This is a genomic window from Cyanobium sp. HWJ4-Hawea, from assembly GCF_024345815.1.
In the GTDB taxonomy this organism is placed as follows: domain Bacteria; phylum Cyanobacteriota; class Cyanobacteriia; order PCC-6307; family Cyanobiaceae; genus Cyanobium_A.
The window spans coordinates 13,562-33,643 of record NZ_JAGQBV010000019.1 but is presented as its reverse complement, the minus strand read 5'-3'; the positions used below and the strand labels follow the sequence as shown (position 1 = coordinate 33,643).

Genomic DNA, 20,082 nt, shown 5'->3' with positions numbered 1-20,082 from the left:
TGTAGGGCTAGGCGTGGCTCGTTTTGCTGAGTTGCTGCGGGCAGCCAACAACCTCAAGCTGCTGGCCGCCGTTGGCCGCAGCCAGGGAGATTTGTCCTGCATTGCCGACCTCGTCGACCATTGGATAGACACCCCCCAGATGGTCGATTGCCTACGCCGCTTTCGCCAGGTGCCAGGTGGCGCGGAGCTCCTGGATGGGCGCTATCCCCCCCTCCAGCCAAACATTGAAAGCCTGATCCAGTTGCCCGAGGGCAGCCTGGGCCATAGCTATGCGGCCCTGATTCGCAGCCTCAATTACAACCCAGAATTTTTCCGGCCTCGCCCGGTCGACACCGAGGGCCGCTGGCTCACCCAGAGGGTGGCCACCACCCACGACATTCACCATGTGGTGAGTGGGTTTGGCACCTCCCAGGAGGGCGAAATAGGTGTGCTGTCTATTACCGCCGCCCAGATCGGTTTCCCTGCCTATGTGCTGCTGACCAGTGCCGGCCAACTGGCCACTTTCCGCTTCCAAACCGAGCGCTTTAGCCAGCTGAGTGCGGCCCAGGCCCATGGCACGGCCATGGCCCGGAGCGCCAGCTGTCTGGCGGCCGTGCCCTGGGAGGAGGGCTGGGATCGGCCCCTGGCCGATTGGCGGCGGGAGCTGGGCATCACCGAGCCCGCCAATGATGAGCCCTATGGCTTGTCTATTCCTAGGCTGGATCCAATTCAGAGTGCTCCCCTCCCCCAAGGATGACCAGCATTTACGCCGATAACAGCTTCACCATTGGTAAAACTCCCCTGGTGCAGCTGAACCGGGTTAGCGCCGGTTGTAAGGCCAGGGTGCTGGCCAAGATTGAGGGGCGAAATCCTGCCTTTTCGGTGAAGTGCCGCATTGGTTCGGCCATGATTTGGCAGGCGGAAAAAGATGGACTGCTGGGTCCTGGTAAGGAATTGGTGGAGCCCACCAGCGGCAACACCGGCATTGCATTGGCCTTTGTGGCGGCTTCCCGCGGCATCAAGCTCACGCTCACCATGCCGGAAACGATGAGCCTGGAGCGCCGCAAGTTGCTCACCGCCTATGGCGCCCACCTGGTGCTCACCGAGGGCAAATTCGGTATGTCGGGTGCGATCCAGGCGGCCCAGGAATTGGCCAGCTCCGATCCTGATCGCTATGTGCTTCTGCAGCAGTTTGCCAACCCGGCAAATCCCCAGATCCACCACGACACCACGGGCCCCGAGATCTGGAATGACACCGATGGCCAGGTGGATGTGTTGGTGGCTGGGGTCGGCACCGGCGGCACAATTACGGGGGTCAGTCGCTACATCAAAACCACCCTCGGTAAGCCGCTGGTGTCGGTGGCGGTGGAGCCGATTAGCAGCCCGGTAATCAGCCAAACCCTGGCGGGCGAAGAGATCAGGCCCGGCGGTCACAAGATTCAGGGGATCGGGGCCGGTTTCGTGCCCGCCAATTTGGATCTGGCCATGGTGGATGAGGTGGAAACCGTGGGCGATGAGGAGGCCGTGGCCATGGCCCGGCGCCTGATGCGTGAGGAGGGCATCTTGGCTGGAATCTCCTGCGGGGCAGCCACCGTGGCGGCCCTGCGCCTAGCCCAGCAGGAGCGCTTTGCCGGCCAAACCATCGTGGTGGTGCTGCCCGATTCCGGTGAGCGCTACCTCAGCTCGGTGCTGTTTGAAGGCATGTTTAACGACAGGGGGCTAGCCCTGGCCTAAAGCCTGCCCTATAACTGCCGCGGTCTTCAGCGCGTGATGCCCTGGTGAACGAACCCAACCCCTACGAACAGGACCAGTCTCCAGAGCCGGCCCATGAGCCCGAAATTGCGGTGGAGATCCCTGTCGCAGAAGCGGCACCGATCGTGCCGGTGGAAGCCCACGGGGCGGGCGCAGAGGCCAAAGAACTGTTGGGCTTGCCCCTGCAGTTTCTGAATCTGCTGCTGCAAAAGCTTGGCGCCACCAGGCTCGACAGCCTGGCTGAGTTTCTGCCAGCCCTGCGGCTACTGGCCATTGCCCTGGTGGCGGGCATCGCTTTGAAAATCACCGGCTCCACCCTGGGGGCGATCAATGAAATCCCCTTGGTGGGTGGGCTGCTGGAACTGCTGGGTTTGGTTGGCTTGCTGAATTTTCTAGCCCGCAATGCCCTTAAGCAGCAAAAACGGGCGGAATTGCTGAGCCGCATTGTCAAACTTAGAAAGGATTTTCTGGGATAACGCCCTTAGGTTCCGGATCAATTAGCCATCGTCACGAATTCTTCGGAGACGCTGGGGTGGAGGGCCATGGTGCGATCGAAGTCGTCCTTGGTGGCTCCCATGCCAATGGCAATGGCTGCCATTTGAATGATCTCGGCGCTGTGTTCACCCACCATGTGGCAGCCCAGCACCTTGCCGCTGCTGGCTTCCACCACCAGCTTCAACAACACCGCCGGGCCCCGCTTGGGCAGGGCCTGGGCCATGGGCCGGAATTTGGCCCGATGCACCCTGATGCCTTCGCTGCCATGGCGCTCTATGGCCGCTTCTTCGCTCAGGCCCACGGTGGCCAGTTCCGGCTGGCTGAACACCGCCATGGCCACTAGATCGTGGTTCACCTGCCTGGGCCTGTGGCCGTAAACCGTATCGGCGAAGGCCCGCCCCTCATCAATCGCCACGGGAGTGAGGTTGATGCGGTCGGTCACGTCTCCCACGGCGTAGATGTGGGGCACATTTGTGGATTGATCGGCATCCACCGGAATTCGCGACCCCTCGGTTTCGACGCCGGCCGCTTCCAGATTTAGGCCCGCCAGGAAGGGCCGGCGGCCCGTGGCCAAAAGCACTCCGCCGCAGGCCAGGGATTCTTCCCCGGGGCTGGTAACAACCGTGATGGCGCCGGGCTTGCCCTCCAGGGCGGTGGGGCTCGTGCCGGTGCGGATGTCGATGCCCTCTGCGACCATCGCCTCCTGCACTGCCAGGGCTGCCTCCCTATCGAAGCCCCGCAGGATTTGCTCGCCCCGCACTAACAGGGTCACCTGTACGCCCAGGCCATGGAGGATGCAGGCAAATTCGCAGGCGATGAAACCAGCTCCCACCACCACCATCTGCTTTGGCAGGGCCTCCAGCAGAAACATCTCATCGCTCACCCAGCCCAGTTCGGCTCCGGCAATGGCCGGACGTTGGGGGCGACCGCCCACGGCGATCAGGATGCGCTCGGCGCCGTAGTGAGTTAACTTTTCCCTGGCACCTCTAACGGCCACGGTATGGCCGTCTACGAAGGATCCCCAGCCGCGCATCAGGCTGACGCCGGCTTTTTCTAGAAAACCGAGGTGCAGTTGGTTGAGGCGGTCGACCTCGGCGCGCACATTGGTGAGCAGGGTGCTGGGGTTGGCTCGGTAGGCCTCCACTTCCCAGCCGTAGCTAGCCGCGTCGCCCAGCAGGTGGCGGTAGGCCGAGCCGTAGACCAGCAGTTTCTTGGGAACGCAACCTCGGATTACGCAGGTGCCGCCCACCCGATCGCCTTCCACAATGGCCACCTTGGCGCCATGGCTGGCGGCCCGCTTGGCCGCTGCCAGGCCGCCGGAGCCGGCACCAAGCACGATCAGATCAAAATGCTCTTGCATGGGTTGGTCGGGCGCTTCGACCAATTAAAAAGCCCCCAGGGTTACTGGGGGCAGGATTTGGTAATTAGAGGGCAATCTCGCCGGATTCGCCGGTGCGAATCCGAATTGCCTGCTCCACGGGGCTTACAAAGATCTTGCCGTCGCCAATTTCACCGGTGTGAGCTGCCTTGGAGATGGCCTCGATTGCTGCAGTTACCTTGTCGTCTTTGACCACAAGGATCACCTTTGCCTTGGCAATGAAGTCGACTTTGTATTCATTGCCCCGATAGCGCTCTACCTGACCCTTTTGTTGACCGAATCCGCGGGCTTCGGAGACGGTCATGCCGACAATTTCGATGTCGACAAGGGCTGTTTTAACGGCATCCACCTTGGATGGCCTAATCATGGCCGTGATTTGTTTCATGATCGATTAACCGTTCATGGGATCGTAGGCCTCTTCACCATGGGCAACGAAGTCGAGACCGCGCTCCTCTTCAGATTGGCTAACCCGTAGGCCAATTGTGGACTTGATGATCAAAAGGATGATCAAGGTGCCAATACCTACGAATCCGTAGGTGACCAGCACTGCCTGGAATTGGGCCCCCAGCATGGCCAGGTTGCCGCCCTTGGCCAGGATCTCAGCGGATTTGGGGAAATAGTCCGCAGGGACCAGGGCTGGAGCAGCCAGCAGGCCGGTTAGCAAGGCGCCAACCGTGCCGCCGATGCCGTGCACCATGAAGGCATCCAAGGAATCATCGAATTTGATCGAGGCCTTAACCCGCACCGCAATCAAGCAGGCGGTGGCGCTCAGGGCTCCAATTACCAGGGCTGGACCCATGTAAACGAAACCAGCTGCGGGGGTAATGCCCACAAGCCCTGCCACGGCACCGGTGGCGCCACCAACTGCGGTGGGCTTGCCATCCACGAACCACTCGATCATGCACCAGGTGAGCAGGGCAGCCGAGGCTGCTGCGGTGGTGGTTAGGAAGGAAAGGCCGGCCCCCTTGGCTGCGAAATAGCTGGCGCCGTTAAAGCCAAACCAGCCGAACCAAAGCAGGCCTGCACCCAGGAGGATGTAGGGCACGTTGTGGGGAGGGCGTTGACCTTCCGGGTAGGTGCTGCGGGGGCCCACGATGGCCGCAGACACAAGGGCGGCAACACCGGCAGCGATGTGCACCACGGTGCCACCGGCAAAGTCGATGGCGCCGATTGCACCGAAGGGACCGATGTAACCACCACCCCAAACCATGTGGCAGAGGGGGCAATAGATAAAGAGGCTCCAGAGCAGGCTGAACCAGAACCAGGCCTTGAAGTTGATCCGCTCAACCACCGCGCCTGAGATCAGGGCTGGAGTAATGATTGCGAACATGCCCTGGAAAAGGGCAAATGATGTGGCGCTGATGTTGAAACCATCGGCCAGGGGAGCATCCCCCAGCGGACCACCGACGCCATTGAGGAACATTGCCCCCAGGCCACCAATGAAGGGGCTGTTGAAACCAAGGTCGAAGGAAAGGCTGTAGCCAATTACTACCCAGACCACCCCGATGAGACCCATCAGGAAGAAGCTCATCATCATGGTGTTGAGCACGTTCTTGGCGCGCGTAAAGCCGCCGTAGAAGAACGCCAGGCCCGGGGTCATCAATAACACCAGGGCTGAGCCCATCAGCATCAACAGGGTGTCTGCACCATCGGTGACCCCTGGAGCGAGGGCTGCCTGGGCCTTGCCAGCCATCAGGGGCAGGAGGCCTGCACCTGCGGCCATCAGAATTAGCGCATAGCGCTGCATCTGTGGTTGTTGAACGCCAGCTAGAACTCGCTGACGAAAAAGATCAAAGGTGGCAAGTGGTGTCTTTCCACCGCCGGCCATGGGGACATGGGTCATGAAGGGGAGATGCCTCGCCAACGTTCGCTTAGGCACAGTCCCCCACGGCGGGGGGGAGGGTGTGTAGCAACTGCAACCAAACTCCAAATTGGTGCTTGGCTGCCTAAAACGGAACCCAGTTCTTCTTCCCCCATGGCCGCTTCAACTGCTCCCAGCTGGCAGGAGCTCGAGCAGGCGGTAGGGGCCCTCCAGCCCCTGGATCGCATCGAGGGGCCCACCAACGCCCAGGCCCAGTTGCGTTTATTTGGCCTGCCGGAGGCCTCCGTGCGGGTGACCCTCTACCGCGACCACCACGCCTGGTGCCCCTATTGCCAGAAGGTCTGGCTGTGGCTCGAGGAAAAGCGGATCCCCTATCGGATTCGCAAGGTGACGATGTTTTGCTACGGCGAAAAGGAAAGCTGGTTTAAGCAGCTGGTGCCCTCTGGCATGCTGCCCGCCCTCCAGCTGGATGGCCGCCTGATCACCGAAAGCGACGTGATCCTGGAGTCGCTCGAGGCTGCCTTTGGACCCCTGGGGGCGGGGCTAAACGATCCGGAGGTGTTGCCCCTGCGGATGTTGGAGCGGCGAGTCTTTCGCGCCTGGTGCCAATGGCTTTGCCGGCCCAATCCCAATTCGCAGGAGGAGGAAAGCGGCCGTTTGCGCTTCCAGCGCAGCGCCGTGGCCATGGAAGAGGCCCTTGCCGTAACGGCCGGACCCTTTTTGCTGGGGCCAGAGCCGGAAACGGCCGACCTGATCTTTGTGCCCTACCTCGAGCGGATGGCGGCGAGCCTGGCCTACTACAAGGGCTACCTGCTGCGCCAGGAGCATCCGGCGATCGACCGCTGGTTTGCGGGACTAGAGCTGCGCCCCACCTACCTGGGTACCCAGAGCGATTTCCACACCCACGCCCACGATTTGCCGCCCCAGATGGGGGGCTGCCATGCCAATGGCAGTCGGGCCCAGCTGGCCTTGGCCAGCCGCATTGATAGGGGCCCCTGGCCCATTGGCAGTGGCCCCTGGCCCATCGGCAGTGGCACCGGGTCCATTGGCAGTGATCCGGGCGCGCCCGATCTGGAAACCTCCCAGGCACCGCCAGCCAATTCGGCCCTGCTGGCTCTAGCCCGGGTGCTGGCCCATCGAGGCCCAATTTTGGAGCGCAATCCCTTGGGTGCGGAGCTGTTTGATCCGGCCCTGCGTGCTGCCCTTAGCGGTTTGCTGCCCGGCTGCGAACCCCTGGCCCCGCCGCCAGGTACGGCGCCAGGCCTGCGTTACCTGCGCAATCGCATCAACGTGCCCCGCGACATGCCCCTGCATGCGGCCCGGCGGCTGCGCCAGGTGCTGGGGGCCAGCGCCGATCTGGATGGGGCTTGTCAGGGATCTGCCGACCCCGCCCTGGAGGGGCCGCCGATCCCGTTCCAGCATCGCCGCGACCAAAACCCCCTGCCCTTCCTGGCGGCCAAGTAAGCCCACCATCCCTAGGGTTTGATCACTTTGCAGCGGAAGTCCGTGAAGCGAATAGAGGTGAAGCGAATAGAGGTGAGGCGTCTGTCGGGTCGGTTGGCCGGCGGCTTGATCTCGGGTGCCCTAGGGGCGGCCTTGGCGGTTTTGCCCGGCTTGGCCCTTGAGCTAAGGGGTGCCACCTACTTCACCAAGCCGCCCTGGTCGGTGGATTTGATCAGCTACCAGACCTACACCTATGAAACCCGGCCTGAGTATTACTTCCGGGTCAGTTTGGATGAGGCGGCAGGGGCGCCCCTGGGGGGGCTGACGATTCGCCAAACCAGGGGTGTTGATCGGCAGTTTCCCTTCTCCGTAGATCGCACCACTGCCTTCCTTGGCGGCACGCCCCGCCGGGGGGGCGAGAAGATCCCCGTGGGGGCCAGCTTCGAGGAGGCAGCCAGGCTGTTCACGATCACATTCCCCGAACCGGTTCAACCTGGCAACACGGTCACGGTGGTGTTGCGGCCCTGGACCAACCCCTCGGCTTCCGACACCTACATGTTTGAGGTGATGGCCTTGCCGGCCGGTCCGAACCCCTCGCCAGCCTCGCTTGGATATGGCACCTTGCGGATATACAACTTCGGCGACTTCAACTGAATCGCCTTGCTGCCGGCATGCCCACTCGCCCAATCAAACATCTGGGCATGCCACTTCTGGCGATGCCGCTTCTGGCAATGCCGCTTGTGGCGATAGGGGCGCTGCTGCCCGCCCAGGTGCAGGCCGAAACCGCCCCCACACAAACCGCCCCCAGCCAGGCCGCCATTGGTCCAGCACTGGTGCCCAGCAGTGTTTCCGTAGCTGATGTGATTGCCCTGGGATCCCTGCCGGAGCCATCCCTGGGCAGCGCCGTGGAGCCAAACCTGAACCTTGCCTATCCCCTCGGCCAAATGGCCGAATCGATGGACCCCTGGGGTTGGCGCTATTCCACCGCAAGGGCTGCCTGGCGGATGCACACCGGCGTTGATCTAGCAGCCCCATCAGGCACCCCGGTCTTGGCGGCCCTGGCTGGACGGGTGCTGGCGGTGGATGTGGTTTCGGGTTACGGCAACACCGTGCTGCTCGACCATGGCCAGGGGGTGCAAACCCTCTATGCCCACCTCCAGCAGGCATCGGTGCGGCCCGGCGATTGGCTGGAGCAGGGCGAAGGGTTGGGTGCCGTCGGCATGACTGGCTCCGCCAGTGGGCCCCATTTGCACTTTGAATTGCGTCATCGGGGCCCGGTGCTGAGGGCCCTAGATCCCACCCCCCATCTGCCGCCCCTGATGGCCCCACCGGTGTTGGCGGCTCGATAGCCTGGTTTAAGAGCCTTAGAACCTTTTCCCAGCATGCAAGCCCAGTGGAATGGCCAGGTGATTGCCACCAGCGACGACATCGTCAGCGTCGACGGCAACGCCTATTTCCCCTTGGATTCAATTGAACCTGCCTGCCTGCGCCCCTCGGATCACACCTCGGTCTGTGGCTGGAAGGGCACTGCCAACTACTACGACGTGGTGGCAGGTGGCGAGGTGAATGCCAATGCGGCCTGGTACTACGCCGATCCCAAGGAGGCGGCAAAGGAGATCAAGGGCCGAGTGGCCTTCTGGAAGGGCGTCAAGGTCAGCTAGCTGGGTAATTAGTCAGCTCGGCAGTAATGAGGAGTGGTGGTGCTCTATGCGCCAATTCTCCCCATCAAATCCGTAGACAAAGGTGAAGCGGGCCTCCACCGTTTCCTCGGGGTTGTGCAGCTCGAAGCGATAGCTGCCCGCATCCACGGCCTGGTTGCAGCCGAGCAAAACGCTGTGGCTGGTAACCGTGGCATCCGGATGGCGTTTGAGGAACTGGTCGAAATAGGCGCCGATTCCCTCCGGATTGGCCCGGTTTTGGGCCGATAGGGTCGGCAGCAGTAGGGCATCTTGGCCGTAGAGCTGGGCCACGGCCGCCCCATCGCCGCTTTGCAGGGCCTGGTTCCAATTCTCAAACCAGGCATCGAGCTGGCCGGATGAGATTGGGGCGCAACTGACGGCTGCCTGGGGCAGGTCCTGGATCTCAAGGGCTAGGGCAGGGGGGCTGAACAGGCAGCCGATGAAGCCGGTAAGAAGCAGGGCGACTACCCAGCTGGCGAGCCGCCGGGGTGGCGCAGGGTGCGCCAGCTGCCGCTGGCCGTGCTCACTTCCACCCCAATATCGATGCAGCCTTTCTGCAGGCCAAATTCCTGTTGCCACCAGAGCAGGGCCTCTGCCCAGGCCGCGTCCAGGGATTCGTAGAGGTCGTCGAGCACCGGATGGGGGGAGCCACTGGCGTCGACCAGGCGGTAATACCTGGTGGCCGTTTGGCGACTTAGGCCGGGGATATTCGCGGCTTGGGGCATGGCTCATATGGCTACACCGAAACCCAATGATGGCCGTGGCCTAATCGGCTTGGCTGTGCTCTCCACGACAACTTTCAAGGTGGGACTCAGCTGAGGTAGCGCCTGATGCTGGGCCGGCACCAATAGATCAGGGCCGCGGCGCTGGCGCCCCAGAGCAGGGCCGAGAGCGCGGCCGTAGGGCCCCGGTCTTGATGCACCAGGACCATGCGCACAATTCCGTAGGGCACGCCCACAGCTAAATCGAGGGATAGGGCCACAATTGCCAGGATTTGGCCCCAGGGGCGCCACTTCAAAAGGGCAATGCTGGCCACCAGGCCTAGGGCGGCGGTCGGCAGCACGGCCCCTGCTCCCACGGCAATATTGGCGGTCCGCCAGGTGGGATCAAGCAGAATCAAGGCAACCGCCAGGGGAATGGTCAGACCGTTGCCGATCAGGCCAAGCCAGGCCAGGGTTAGATAACCGCGGGGATGCGGGGGCATCGCGGGCCGCTGCAGTACGTCACCCATTTTCCCCCACCGCCCCCTCTCCCGAAATCTTGACTGCCCCCTTCCCGGCCCTGGGCCGTGATTCCCTAACCACCCTGCAGGTGAACCTGGGCTATCGCTGCAACCAGGCCTGCAGCCACTGCCATGTGAATGCGGGCCCCACCCGCACCGAAATGATGGATCCGGCCACCCTGGCCCTGATCCCCCAGGTGCTGGCGGCGCGAGGCATCACCAGCCTTGATCTCACCGGTGGGGCCCCGGAGCTCCATCCCCAGTTCCGGGAGTTGGTGGCCGGGGTGCGTTCGATGGGGGTGGCCGTGATCGATCGCTGCAACCTGACGATCCTCAGCGAGCCAGGCCAGGAGGATTTGGCGGTATTTCTGGCTGAGCAGGGCGTCACCGTGGTGGCCTCCCTTCCCTGCTACCTGGAGGACAACGTCGATCGCCAACGGGGCCAGGGCGTGTTTGGGCGCAGCATTACCGGCTTGCAGGAGCTCAATGCCCTCGGCTTTGGCCGCGATGGCTCGGGGCTGGAGCTCCACCTGGTCTTCAATCCCCAGGGGCCAACCCTTCCCCCGGACCAGGCGACCCTGGAGGCCGACTACCGGCGGGTGCTGGCCGAGCGCTACGGCCTGGTCTTCAACCAGCTCTTCGCCCTGGCAAACATGCCAATCCAGCGCTTTGCTGCGGTTCTAGATCAGGCCGGCCAGCTGGAGGCCTACCGCCAATTGCTGCACCGGAGCCATCGGCCTGAAAACCTTGGCTCCGTGATGTGTCGTCAGCTGATCAGCGTCGATTGGCAGGGCCGGCTTTTTGACTGTGATTTCAACCAGCAGCTGGCCCTTGGCATGCTCGGCCAGGTGCAACATCTGGGCGACCTCCTGGCTTGGGACCCCAGCGGGGATGCGATTGCGGTGGCTGACCATTGCTTTGGCTGCACCGCCGGCAGTGGTTCCAGTTGTGGTGGAGCACTCACGGTTTAGCCGCGTTGTATTGGCGCCTAGAAGCTTCAGACTGGGTTGGGTCTTTCTCGTTGCCGTCGCGGATGCAGAGCGCTGTTCAGGAGTACTACGGCTCCACCTTGAAGGGCACCGCTGACTTGCGCACCAGCGCCTGCTGCGATGCCACCAGCGTGCCCGCTGCCCTCAAGCCCCTGCTGGCCCAGATCCATCCGGAGGTGCTCTCCCGCTACTACGGCTGCGGCCTGGTGGCACCGCCCCTGTTGGAGGGCTGTCGGGTGCTGGATCTGGGCTGCGGCAGTGGCCGTGATGTCTACCTGCTGGCCCAGTTGGTGGGCCCCCGCGGCGAGGTGGTGGGGGTCGACATGACCCCGGAGCAGTTGGCGATCGCCCGGACCCACCTGGATTTCCACGCCGGCCAGTTTGGCTTCGCCAACGTGCGCTTTCTGGAAGGTCGGATTGAGCAGCTTGAGCAGCTGGATCTGGAGCCCGAAAGCTTCGATGTGGTGATCTCCAACTGCGTGGTGAATCTCTCCACCGACAAATTGGCGGTGTTGGCCGGGGTGCGCCGGCTGCTCAAGCCCGGCGGGGAGTTTTATTTCTCCGACGTCTATGCCGACCGCCGCGTACCTGGGCCCCTTCAGCAGGATCCTGTGCTCTACGGCGAGTGCCTCAGTGGCGCCCTCTACTGGAACGATTTCCTGCGCTTGGCCCGCCAGGCCGGCTTCCCTGATCCCCGGCTAGTGGCCGACCGTCCCCTGGCGATCAACGATCCCGAGCTGCAGGCCAAGACCGCCCTGTTGAACTTTTTTTCAGCCACCTACAGGCTGTTTCGAATTGAAGGGCTGGAGGATGCCTGTGAAGACCACGGCCAGGCGGTGATCTACCGGGGCAGCCTGCCCGACCAGCCCCACCAGCTGGCCTTCGACAAGCACCATCTGATCGATGCAGACCGGGTGTTCCCGGTCTGCGGCAACACCTTCCGCATGCTCCAGGAGAGCCGTTTGGCACCCCACTTCAGTTTCATTGGCGATGCCTCGCGCCATTTCGGCCTGTTTCCCGGTTGCGGCGGCAGCATGCCCTTTGATTCGACAGCTGCTGGGGCTGGGGCTGCTGCTGACGCCGGCGCATGTTGCTAATTGCCCTATGGCTGGCGGCACTGTCGCCCTATCCCCAGCCCTGGCAAGCCACCGGTCGCGAAGCTGAGCCGGTGGCCGTATGTGTGGTGGCGCCGCGGGTCGAGCCGGTGCAGCAGGGGGACGCCCTTGGCGTTGTGCCCACGCCCCGGCCCCAGCTGCTGGTGACCGAACCATTGCTGGAGTTGCGGCTGGAGCGCAATGGCCGGCTGGCCTGGCAGAAATTTGGCACCCTGAGCCAGCCGCTCACCGGGCCGATTGCCTGGCCGATCGCCCCCCTTGCCCCCGGGGAGGTGGTGTTGGTGCGGCTGCGCCCCCTGCAGGCGGCGGCAGGCAGCTTCGCCCATGTGCAATTAATTGGCGCTTCGGCCCAGCGGATGGCCAGCACCCATGCCTTGATGCGCTCCCTGGCCCAGCGGCCTGCAGCGTGGCTGAAGGCGGTGGATACGGCCCTCGACCGCGGCGATGTGCCCCTGGCCTGGACCCTGCTCTTCGCCCCGGCAGCGCCCCAATCCCCGGGCCTGCAGGACCTGCGCGACCAGGTGCTTCGGCAGGGCTGCGGCGACTAGTACGCCCGAACTATGCTGGCCGATGTGTGGGTGTGCATGGCGTGATTTCTGCTGACCTGGTGCTCCTGGGGCCGCCGCTGGAGGAGCTGGAGGAGCTGCTCTTGCCCCTGGCCACGGAGACGGTGTCGGCGGGATTTCCCAGCCCGGCGGCCGACTATGTGGACGGCTCGATCGATCTGAATGTGGCGCTGATGCCGCACCCCAGCTCCACCTTTTTCATGCGGGTAGAGGGGGAGGCGATGCGGGCGGAGGGGATTCACCATGGCGACCTGCTGGTGATTGACCGCAGCGTGGTGCCCGTGGCTGGATCCACCGTGGTGGCGGTGCACCAGGGGGAATTCTTGTTGCGTCGGCTGGAGGGTGGCACCTCCCGCTGGCGGCTGGAGGCCGCCGATGGCCACACCGCGCCGATTGCCCTGCAGGGAGAAGACCCCGACCTCCTGATCTGGGGCGTGGTGATCCACGCGGTGCATCACCTGCTGCCCCGCCGCTAGGGCTTCCCCACCGCTAGGAAAATTTTTTTACCAAAAACCCTTGCTGTTGAGCCAAAGCCCAAGCAGCAGCATCGGCACAAACACGACACCGGCAATTTGCAATTTCATCACTAGGGGTGATGGCATGGCGGCGGCGGGCTTCTTGAGGGGCATGGCAGGGGCTCTTGGCGGTTAACGCTGGGAGATTTAAAGGGCACAAGAAAGCCCCTTGGCGATGGCCAAAGGGCTTGCGAGCTGCTTAGTGGATTGGCCAAAGCCAAACCTTGGCAGGAAATCAGCCGAGGCCGATTTGGCCCAGGATGCCTTGGCCGGTGAGCAGTTCGGTGGCGAGGCCAATCACGAAACCCATCATGGCCAGGCGGCCATTCCAGGTCTCAGCGAAACCGACGAAGCCAAAGCGGGAAGTGTTGTCAGCCATGGGAGGTGTGACGAAACGTTGAGTGAAGTGTAACAGGTCGTGAAGGAATGTTGCCAATGCCTGCGCGACCCAGGACTCACTCCTCTTCGCTGCCGGAGGGGATCAGTTTGATCTGCTTGCGTCCGAGCTTGATTTCAAACTCGTCGCCGGGCTTGAGATCCAGCATGGCGGTGTAGGCCTTGCCGACCAGCAGGTTGCCGTTGCCCTGGACGGTCGCCACGTAGCTAAGGCTTCGGCCACCCTTGCCTTTGCCTTTGCCACCGCCATCACCCAGGCTTACCCCTTTGGCCTCCAGGAGGGCTTCATAGAAGGAGGTGAAGTTGAGTCGTTCGCTGCCATCTTTTTTGGAGCTTACGTAGCCACAGCTGCGAACTAGGTCCGACTTTGAGATGTCGCCCAGTTCTTTTACCTTGCTGAGGAGATCGGAACCAGTGAGAGCCATTTGGTGTTTGTTGACTGATTAAAAGATAGGGGCTGGGTGAACCACTGGCAAGCCCTTGAGTATGAATTGGACAGTGAATGCCGGGTTTATAAACTACCAATAGCTATTCAATAGGTCATACCAAGAAGGCCGCCAAGGCCGGCCCGACGGGCTCCTCGCGCCCGACTAACAGACGAGGATGCGTCATGCTAAAATTCGAAAGGTTTTTTAACAATTCGGGAAAAGACGCATGTTTACGCTTGACAGGGCTTCCAAGATTTTCCCCGAGACCCTTTCCGCCGACGTGGTTCCGGCGATTACAGCTCGCTTTCTGCTGCTAAATGCAGAGGACCAGCTCGCCCTGATCTGGTATGCCTACCTAGAGATGGGAACCACCATCACCGTGGCCGCCCCAGGCGCTGCCCGCATGCAGTTTGCGGAGCCCGTGCTCAACCAGTTGAAGGCAATGTCGTTTGCCGAACAGAGCCAGGTGATGTGTGACCTGGCCAACCGCAGCGACAGCGAAATTTGCCGCACATACTCCTGCTGGTCAGTAAATATCAAGCTGGGCTTCTGGTATCAGCTGGGTGAATGGATGGCCGCTGGCCTGGTGGCTCCGATTCCCGAGGGTTACAACCTCTCAGCAAACGCGTCCGCAGTGCTCAATTCTGTCAAGGCCGTGGAGCAGGGCCAACAGATCACCCTGCTGCGCAATTTTGTTGTGGACATGGGTTACGACCCCGCCAAGGGCGAGGGGCAACGGGTGGCCGAGCCCATTGCTGCCCCCACCCCTGAGGAACTGCGCAAGAAGGTGTTCATCGAAGGCGTTATCAACCCCACGGTGAACAGCTACATGGATCTGTTGAACGCCAACGACTTCGAGAATCTGATCGAGCTCTTCCTGCCCGACGGAGCCCTCCAAGCCCCCTTCCAAAAGCCGATTGTTGGTAAGGATGCTGTTTTGCGCTTCTTCCGTGAGGATTGCCAGAACCTGAGCCTGTTGCCCGAGCGGGGCTATTCCGAGCCGACCGAGGGTGATTTCACCCAGATCAAGGTGACCGGCAAGGTGCAAACCCCCTGGTTTGGAGCCGGCATCGGCATGAATGTGGCCTGGCGTTTTCTGCTGAACCCCGAGGGCAAGATTTACTTCGTTGCTATCGACCTACTGGCTTCCCCAGCCGAGCTACTCAAGTTCGCCCGTTGAGCGCCCCATCCCGCACGGGGCTTTTGCTCAGCGCGACGATCCTGTTGTTATGGCTGGGTTCGCTGTTTGGCCTGCTCAGCCTGCCTTTGGGATCGTTGCCATGGCAGCTAATCCTGGTGGCGCTATTGGGGCGCACCCTGCTCCAAACAGGCCTTTTCATCGTCGGACACGACGCCATGCACAGGGTGCTTGTGGCAGAGCAGGTCGGCTTAAACGACCGGCTTGGGGCCCTTGCCCTGGGGCTCTATGCGGCCCTGCCCTTTGCTGATTGCCTCCTCAACCACCGCCATCACCACGATTTTCAGGCCACCGAGGGGGATCCTGATTTCCATGGCGATGTCAAGGATGGCGTCTTTGCCTGGTACTTGGCATTCATGGCCCGCTACCTGAACATCGCCCAGATGGCCAGGTTGCTCACGGGCTGGGGATTGCTCGCCCTCTATGCCTCCTGCTTCAGCCCAATGGGCTGGATCAATGTGCTCCTCTTCTGCACCCTGCCTTTATTGCTGAGCTCTGTTCAGTTGTTTGTAATCGGTACCTACCTGCCCCACCGGGGCCAGCGGGCACCTTTGAACCGTGCGACAGCAGACAGCCTTGACCTACCCGCTTGGCTTTCGCTAATAGCTTGCTTTCATTTCGGTTACCACCGCGAGCATCACGACTTCCCAGGCCTGGCCTGGTTTGAGTTGCCCGCCCACCGTGCCCGTTGCCGCCAGGAGGGGCTCCTGCGCCAGCAGGGTGTTCTCCGTGAACTCGCAACGGCCTAATACCCCAACTAGCCTCACTCGCAAGGAGATTTTTAAGGATGATTGAAACCATGCTGCAGGGTTGGAATGAGGTCGAACAAACGGTCGCCCGCAAGGCATTTGATCTTGCCTATTCCCGCGCCGTTGAAAAGTTGGTGGCCACGGTGCGAGATAAGGCAGGCAACCTCGATTCAGCTGAGGCCGTATGGCAGCTCCACGACTTTCTGAGCATCGAAAGGCACACGATTGAAGGGCGTTTCGATTTTCGTCTTGATGGGATCCTGTTTGTCTTTGCCAGCTTGGTGAAGGACAGCCTGCTGCAGACCGATGAATTGACGGGGCTAGACGACGAGAAACTGGCCAAGATTGTGGCCATGTCCAAGTTTTAGTTAGTAACCATGGCGGACCAGCAGTTTCAGTACGAGCCAGTTGAGAGATTCGGCGAAGGTCTCACCACCCCCAGGCCCTGGAACAAATCAGCCCTGGCTGATGTGGAGCTACTCAACGGCCGGGTGGCGATGTTGGGCTTTGCGGCTGCCCTTATTGGTGAATTAATTACCGGTGAGGGGCCCGTTGGCCAAGTAATGGGCCTGCTGCGCTGGTATCTCAGCTAGGGCTTTGGCTTGCTTGCCAATCCTTTAGCGCTGATCCAAGTTTTTCCAAGCGCTTGCTGTTGACGCCGAGATCTGAATCGCCAAGCCTTGATACGGAGCGGGCCTGCAACTGGCCGTTGTATGTGTCGGCAAAGAGTTCGAGGTCATCGACGAAACCAAACAAGGCACTGGTGGCCGTGGCATGGAGGTAGCCATCTCCCTGGTTGACCACCAAGCTGCGCGGCATGGCCTCGATTGTGGGCACAAGGCTAGAGAGCGCTGCGCCTGGATCTGCCACTGCCCAGCTGGCCTGGGCGCAGTGGGCTGGGGTTGGGCAAGGCGAAAGGGAGCCGTTGTGAAGCCCTAATTCAGGGGGCACTGGCCCCACCAAATTGAACAGGGCCAGGGTGATTAGCAAAAAACCTTGCTGCAGGAAGGAAGCCATCTATCGGGATCGGTGCGCCTACCCATTTTTACGGGTGCCTAGGCCCTTAGTTGAAATAGGGCACCTATTACGTCATCGATGCTTTGTTGTTTGGCTGGTCTGTCGTTGGTGCAGACCAGTTGCCTGCCCAACACATTGGCACCTAGATGGGCTAATTGAATGCGCAGTGCCGAGAGGCATTCATAGCCGCCACCGCCAGAATGGCTGGCGATAGCCACTGGATGTCTATTGAAAAGGGCCCGGAAATCGTTGCCCTGGGTAGATAGCCAGGCGATGGCACTGGTTAAGGAAGGTGGTATGGAGCCGTTGTATTCCGGAGCACAAATTATCCAGTGGGATGCTGATTCCAGTTGTCGCTGCAATTCGATCACATCAGGCAGTACCAACTGTTGCTGGTTGCGGGGCGTGAATAGGGGGAGCGAACTGAGTGTTAAATCGATCACCATTGTGCGCTTTCCCAAGGCGGCAGCAGCCTCGGAGAAGCGATTGGCTAATTTTAAATTTTCTCCGCAGCTTGCTGCTAATACAAGTAGATCAAAAGGATCTTCCATTACTATGATTTTTGATGTTGATCAGGCCCCTAATAGGTTAGCAGGTATTGCCAGGGTTAAATTGAACCTGGAAATCTTTTAGGTGTTTCCGTCAGTTGCCCCACTCCCATTTTGGGCTTTTGCCCTTAAGGCAATGCTGATTAGGGCGCCGGCAAGGATTTTGCTGCCTGCTCCGAGGGCAAATAGCTGCCAGCTTTGGAGCTGGGCAAGGTGCAGAAATACGGCCGTATCCACTGGTGAACTGGCGCCACCCCTGCCATATAGGCACCGGCTGCACGCCAGTAGGTTCCCGTCATAGGATTAAGTGCTGATAACTGTCAAAATTTAGTGTCTCATGATTCGCAACTATTCTTTTTGCTTGCAGCTAGTGTTCTAGCTGCCCCCTTCCTGTTGGGCCCGGTCCATGCGGAGGCAGTTGATCCCGCATTAAAGCCAGGTGTTTATGGATCCTTGGGAATTGGTGTTGGCTTTGGCAGTTCGATCGGTATCAATGACCCTTCCACATCTGCATTTTCCAACGAGTCGTTTAAAACCAGCACGACCGTTGGCCCAAACGTGGCCATTGGCTACGTATTCCCCGGCGCTTGGCGAGTTGAGGCTGAATATTTAGGTCTATTTGCAAGTGCCACAGATTCATTTACGTATAACGGACAGCCGGGGAGCATAAGTGGAAATCGAATATCAACCAATGCTGTGCAGTTTAATGTAATCAAGGATATTCCCACCGGCTCTAAATTTGTTCCCTGCATCGGTGGCGGCATTGGCTTTGCCTCCACCCATTATGGTGTGGCTGATGGTTCCACAACTGGCACTACTTTTGCTGGTCAAGGGAAGGTTGGTGTTTCCTATGTCTTGTCAAAAAATACCAGTATTTACCTAGGCTATCGCATAATAGGAATTGGTGGGGGTACGGATCTTAGTTTTTATGATGATAGCCCCACTACCAAATCACGAATTCAACAAGGGCTTGACGCTGGTTTCCGTTTTCGTCTTTAGGGCTACTTCTTTGATTCATACATGTGACAGGCCTAATCGCTAATTAGTTTACCCTTGTCATATAGCTGGATGCTGAGGTGAGCGGCTTCTAGATAGATAATTGGCAATCGCATTCCCCTCGCCTCCAGTTGGTCTTAGTCGTACTAGTTTGAGCCTAGTTCAATGCAATCATCCCCTCCATGGCTTGCTGGTGCAATATTTAGCCATACCAGATCTGTTGGGCCAGTGTTTTCAATGCCATGGATTTCATATGGTTCGATCGAATAAAGATCTCCGGTTTCGAGATCCTGCTCTTCCAGGCTTTCTGCTTTGTCCTGCTCCCCTTCTGATTCATTGCCTATGCGCCCTGTCGTTAGCCTACCTTGACCCTGCAGGACAAGAAAGATATCCCCACCTTGCCTGTGATAGTGAAGAGGCAATGCCTTCCCTGGATTCAGCCTGGCCATGGTGCATTGGTTTTCTGTGTTTTTGTTTAGGAAGGCTACTATTTCCATTGGGAATGATTGGCTTGGATCTGGTTCCCAGTCCTGGCAGCCCTGGACTTGATTAAAAAGTTTGATTATGCGTGTCATGGTTTCTTTTTTGTAGGGTTAGGCGCCTATTTCAAAATGAAGCATTTCCGTGCCAATTCCCGGTGAAAATGAAAATGCCAATCCTTGCTTGCCATTGCTATTTTGTATTTTAGCAGTGTGCTCCGTCATCTCCACTGCTTCCTTTGGATTGCCTCCGTGCCGACAGGCGTAGATATGGCGCTCAAGTACAAACAGGACTGCGCAGCTCAGCATGTTGCCGTACTCTTTTAGCACGTCCCAGGAGTGGCTCAATTGATTGTCTTTTAGGGATAGGCTGTTTTGAACTGCCTCTAGGATTTTTGTGCCGCCTGGATGCACTGCCCAGATGTCAATGTCTTCCCTTGTTAGACCTGCTGCTGCTAGGTGCCCATCCGTGACGCTTGGAAGTGAATTGCCGATCATCTCCGGCAGATGGCGTGAGAGTGTACAAGTAATCCCGTTATCGCGTATCCCGAGCACTATCCCTTCTTCCGTATCAGGAGCTAGCACGCTTCGCTGCTGATGCAGAATCGCCCGTCCCTTGGGAATGTTTTCCTGATCCTTTGTTGAACGTAGTACTACTGCTGCACAGCCATCTCCAAAGATGCTGTGGATAATCACATCATTTAGATCATCCTCCAGGGAGGCATTCAGTGAGCTCAGTTCTAGGCATACCACTAGAGCCCCATTGCCTGGATGGGCTCTCACGTGATCACTGGCAATGCGCAGTCCCACCAGGGCGGCGGCACACCCCATGAACAGCACTGGGTGGCGAGCCGTGTCTAGATTTAGTCCTAGTTTCCTAATTAGGAAGGCATCTACCCCGGGCGCCACAAAGCCTGTACTCGATACAAACACGACCAGCTGAATGTCACTGGCTGAGCAGGTCGCATCTTCAAGCGCCGCCCTTGCGACCCGTTCGGCTAGGGGCAGGGCATGGCTTTCATACATTGCCATCCGTGTTTCCAGCGTTCCATGTTCCCTGAGGAAACTTGCTGCCCCCGGTTCGAGTAGGGAGTAGGCCAAATGCCGTTCGTTGATGCGGGTATGTTCAAATATGGTTTCGATCCGGTTGTGGGTGGCCTCCATTCCGTCGAGATGGCCCATGAAGGCAGCCGCATCTTTTTGGCTAAGGCGCGCTGCAGGGGCCCCACTGGCAATCCCCTGTATGTAGACCTGTGGTGCAGACAAGATGCATTCAACTTCTAGCTGCTTTAGAGTGGCACCAGTCACCATGATTT

At 60.0% G+C, this 20,082-nt stretch carries 29 protein-coding genes; 16 read left to right on the top strand and 13 right to left on the bottom strand.

The genetic code is table 11. From position 1 onward, the window contains the following. The first annotated feature begins 13 nt into the window (after positions 1-13). Genes KBY58_RS06140 through KBY58_RS06130 form a run of 3 tightly spaced genes read left to right on the top strand, consistent with a single transcriptional unit; the run spans position 14 to position 2,207 of the window. Positions 14-736 carry a Coq4 family protein gene (locus KBY58_RS06140; RefSeq protein ID WP_255003450.1) on the top strand — a complete coding sequence of 241 codons (723 nt, stop codon included), beginning with the start codon at positions 14-16 and terminating at the stop codon, positions 734-736. Next, the gene (gene cysK / locus KBY58_RS06135) at positions 733-1,713 is read left to right on the top strand and encodes a cysteine synthase A (RefSeq protein ID WP_255003449.1); all 981 of its coding nucleotides are present in this window, start codon (positions 733-735) and stop codon (positions 1,711-1,713) included. Before KBY58_RS06140 ends, cysK begins: the two co-directional genes overlap by 4 nt. Before the next feature lie 44 nt (positions 1,714-1,757). After that, positions 1,758-2,207, top strand: coding sequence for a CAAD domain-containing protein (locus KBY58_RS06130; RefSeq protein WP_255003448.1), 450 nt, complete (start codon positions 1,758-1,760; stop codon positions 2,205-2,207). Positions 2,208-2,224: 17 nt separating this feature from the next. Here KBY58_RS06130 and gorA read toward each other — a convergent pair whose 3' ends face one another. The 3 genes from gorA to KBY58_RS06115 form a co-directional block, all read right to left on the bottom strand. Continuing rightward, positions 2,225-3,586 carry a glutathione-disulfide reductase gene (gorA, locus tag KBY58_RS06125; protein ID WP_255003447.1) on the bottom strand — a complete coding sequence of 454 codons (1,362 nt, stop codon included), beginning with the start codon at positions 3,584-3,586 and terminating at the stop codon, positions 2,225-2,227. 64 nt (positions 3,587-3,650) lie between these two features. Next, positions 3,651-3,989 carry a P-II family nitrogen regulator gene (locus KBY58_RS06120; protein ID WP_254933595.1) on the bottom strand — a complete coding sequence of 113 codons (339 nt, stop codon included), beginning with the start codon at positions 3,987-3,989 and terminating at the stop codon, positions 3,651-3,653. Between the two features lie 6 nt (positions 3,990-3,995). Continuing rightward, the gene (locus KBY58_RS06115) at positions 3,996-5,447 is read right to left on the bottom strand and encodes an ammonium transporter (RefSeq protein WP_255003446.1); all 1,452 of its coding nucleotides are present in this window, start codon (positions 5,445-5,447) and stop codon (positions 3,996-3,998) included. A 132-nt stretch (positions 5,448-5,579) separates the two neighbouring features. Between KBY58_RS06115 and KBY58_RS06110 the strand changes: the two genes are divergently transcribed. From KBY58_RS06110 to KBY58_RS06095, 4 genes are all read left to right on the top strand, one after another. Beyond that, entirely contained in the window at positions 5,580-6,890 is a 1,311-nt protein-coding gene (locus KBY58_RS06110) for a glutathione S-transferase family protein (RefSeq protein WP_255003444.1), read from the top strand. A 42-nt stretch (positions 6,891-6,932) separates the two neighbouring features. Then, positions 6,933-7,523, top strand: coding sequence for a DUF2808 domain-containing protein (locus tag KBY58_RS06105; RefSeq protein WP_255003443.1), 591 nt, complete (start codon positions 6,933-6,935; stop codon positions 7,521-7,523). Positions 7,524-7,585: 62 nt separating this feature from the next. Then, a complete protein-coding gene (locus KBY58_RS06100) occupies positions 7,586-8,218 on the top strand; it encodes a M23 family metallopeptidase (protein ID WP_255003442.1) in 633 nt (210 codons plus the stop codon). Between the two features lie 33 nt (positions 8,219-8,251). Then, positions 8,252-8,530, top strand: coding sequence for a DUF427 domain-containing protein (locus tag KBY58_RS06095; protein WP_254933590.1), 279 nt, complete (start codon positions 8,252-8,254; stop codon positions 8,528-8,530). A gap of 12 nt (positions 8,531-8,542) precedes the next feature. Here the strand turns inward: KBY58_RS06095 and KBY58_RS06090 are convergent, their stop codons facing one another. The 3 genes from KBY58_RS06090 to KBY58_RS06080 all read right to left on the bottom strand — a co-directional run bounded on the left by KBY58_RS06090 (position 8,543) and on the right by KBY58_RS06080 (position 9,752). After that, entirely contained in the window at positions 8,543-9,127 is a 585-nt protein-coding gene (locus KBY58_RS06090) for an SgcJ/EcaC family oxidoreductase (RefSeq protein WP_255003441.1), read from the bottom strand. Further along, the gene (locus KBY58_RS06085; protein WP_255003439.1) at positions 9,013-9,273 is read right to left on the bottom strand and encodes a hypothetical protein; all 261 of its coding nucleotides are present in this window, start codon (positions 9,271-9,273) and stop codon (positions 9,013-9,015) included. The genes KBY58_RS06090 and KBY58_RS06085 overlap by 115 nt, the downstream gene beginning before the upstream one ends. An 86-nt stretch (positions 9,274-9,359) precedes the next feature. After that, a complete protein-coding gene (locus tag KBY58_RS06080) occupies positions 9,360-9,752 on the bottom strand; it encodes a Hepatitis C virus core protein (protein ID WP_255003438.1) in 393 nt (130 codons plus the stop codon). A gap of 53 nt (positions 9,753-9,805) precedes the next feature. Here KBY58_RS06080 and arsS point away from each other — a divergent pair, with 53 nt between their 5' ends. The 4 genes from arsS to KBY58_RS06060 all read left to right on the top strand — a co-directional run bounded on the left by arsS (position 9,806) and on the right by KBY58_RS06060 (position 12,916). Next, positions 9,806-10,741, top strand: coding sequence for an arsenosugar biosynthesis radical SAM (seleno)protein ArsS (gene arsS / locus KBY58_RS06075; RefSeq protein ID WP_409995721.1), 936 nt, complete (start codon positions 9,806-9,808; stop codon positions 10,739-10,741). Between the two features lie 62 nt (positions 10,742-10,803). Then, positions 10,804-11,856 carry a methyltransferase domain-containing protein gene (locus tag KBY58_RS06070; RefSeq protein ID WP_255003436.1) on the top strand — a complete coding sequence of 351 codons (1,053 nt, stop codon included), beginning with the start codon at positions 10,804-10,806 and terminating at the stop codon, positions 11,854-11,856. Next, on the top strand, positions 11,847-12,422 hold the full coding sequence (locus tag KBY58_RS06065) for a hypothetical protein (protein WP_255003435.1): 576 nt from the start codon (positions 11,847-11,849) through the stop codon (positions 12,420-12,422). The genes KBY58_RS06070 and KBY58_RS06065 overlap by 10 nt, the downstream gene beginning before the upstream one ends. A 41-nt stretch (positions 12,423-12,463) precedes the next feature. Further along, positions 12,464-12,916 carry a translesion error-prone DNA polymerase V autoproteolytic subunit gene (locus KBY58_RS06060; protein ID WP_315858037.1) on the top strand — a complete coding sequence of 151 codons (453 nt, stop codon included), beginning with the start codon at positions 12,464-12,466 and terminating at the stop codon, positions 12,914-12,916. A gap of 27 nt (positions 12,917-12,943) precedes the next feature. On the opposite strand, the gene KBY58_RS06055 is transcribed toward KBY58_RS06060, so the two are convergent. From KBY58_RS06055 to KBY58_RS06045, 3 genes are all read right to left on the bottom strand, one after another. Continuing rightward, positions 12,944-13,069 (bottom strand): hypothetical protein, encoded by a 126-nt coding sequence (locus KBY58_RS06055; protein ID WP_254933583.1) that lies wholly within the window; start codon positions 13,067-13,069, stop codon positions 12,944-12,946. Between the two features lie 121 nt (positions 13,070-13,190). After that, a complete protein-coding gene (locus KBY58_RS06050; RefSeq protein ID WP_254933582.1) occupies positions 13,191-13,334 on the bottom strand; it encodes a chlorophyll a/b-binding protein in 144 nt (47 codons plus the stop codon). A gap of 76 nt (positions 13,335-13,410) precedes the next feature. Continuing rightward, complete coding sequence (locus KBY58_RS06045; RefSeq protein ID WP_255003433.1) at positions 13,411-13,776, bottom strand: AbrB family transcriptional regulator; 366 nt, start codon at positions 13,774-13,776, stop codon at positions 13,411-13,413. Positions 13,777-14,005: 229 nt separating this feature from the next. Here KBY58_RS06045 and KBY58_RS06040 point away from each other — a divergent pair, with 229 nt between their 5' ends. Genes KBY58_RS06040 through KBY58_RS06025 form a run of 4 tightly spaced genes read left to right on the top strand, consistent with a single transcriptional unit; the run spans position 14,006 to position 16,319 of the window. Then, positions 14,006-14,959, top strand: coding sequence for an orange carotenoid-binding protein (locus tag KBY58_RS06040; RefSeq protein ID WP_255003432.1), 954 nt, complete (start codon positions 14,006-14,008; stop codon positions 14,957-14,959). Further along, positions 14,956-15,726, top strand: a complete 771-nt coding sequence (locus tag KBY58_RS06035; protein ID WP_255003431.1) for a fatty acid desaturase — start codon at positions 14,956-14,958, stop codon at positions 15,724-15,726. The genes KBY58_RS06040 and KBY58_RS06035 overlap by 4 nt, the downstream gene beginning before the upstream one ends. 38 nt (positions 15,727-15,764) lie before the next feature. Next, on the top strand, positions 15,765-16,094 hold the full coding sequence (locus KBY58_RS06030; RefSeq protein ID WP_255003430.1) for a hypothetical protein: 330 nt from the start codon (positions 15,765-15,767) through the stop codon (positions 16,092-16,094). 9 nt (positions 16,095-16,103) lie between these two features. Further along, positions 16,104-16,319 carry a chlorophyll a/b-binding protein gene (locus KBY58_RS06025; protein ID WP_255003429.1) on the top strand — a complete coding sequence of 72 codons (216 nt, stop codon included), beginning with the start codon at positions 16,104-16,106 and terminating at the stop codon, positions 16,317-16,319. Here KBY58_RS06025 and KBY58_RS06020 read toward each other — a convergent pair. Together KBY58_RS06020 and KBY58_RS06015 are read right to left on the bottom strand one after the other, a co-directional pair. Further along, a complete protein-coding gene (locus KBY58_RS06020) occupies positions 16,312-16,743 on the bottom strand; it encodes a DUF1499 domain-containing protein (protein WP_255003428.1) in 432 nt (143 codons plus the stop codon). The genes KBY58_RS06025 and KBY58_RS06020 overlap by 8 nt on opposite strands. Before the next feature lie 38 nt (positions 16,744-16,781). Further along, the gene (locus KBY58_RS06015) at positions 16,782-17,294 is read right to left on the bottom strand and encodes an NADPH-dependent FMN reductase (protein ID WP_254933575.1); all 513 of its coding nucleotides are present in this window, start codon (positions 17,292-17,294) and stop codon (positions 16,782-16,784) included. 327 nt (positions 17,295-17,621) lie between these two features. Here KBY58_RS06015 and KBY58_RS06010 point away from each other — a divergent pair, with 327 nt between their 5' ends. Beyond that, positions 17,622-18,290, top strand: coding sequence for an outer membrane beta-barrel protein (locus KBY58_RS06010; protein ID WP_255003427.1), 669 nt, complete (start codon positions 17,622-17,624; stop codon positions 18,288-18,290). A gap of 143 nt (positions 18,291-18,433) precedes the next feature. On the opposite strand, the gene KBY58_RS06005 is transcribed toward KBY58_RS06010, so the two are convergent. Together KBY58_RS06005 and KBY58_RS06000 are read right to left on the bottom strand one after the other, a co-directional pair. After that, entirely contained in the window at positions 18,434-18,862 is a 429-nt protein-coding gene (locus KBY58_RS06005; protein ID WP_254933573.1) for a cupin domain-containing protein, read from the bottom strand. Positions 18,863-18,880: 18 nt separating this feature from the next. Then, the gene (locus KBY58_RS06000) at positions 18,881-20,077 is read right to left on the bottom strand and encodes a type III polyketide synthase (RefSeq protein WP_254934030.1); all 1,197 of its coding nucleotides are present in this window, start codon (positions 20,075-20,077) and stop codon (positions 18,881-18,883) included. Between the last annotated feature and the right edge of the window lie 5 nt (positions 20,078-20,082).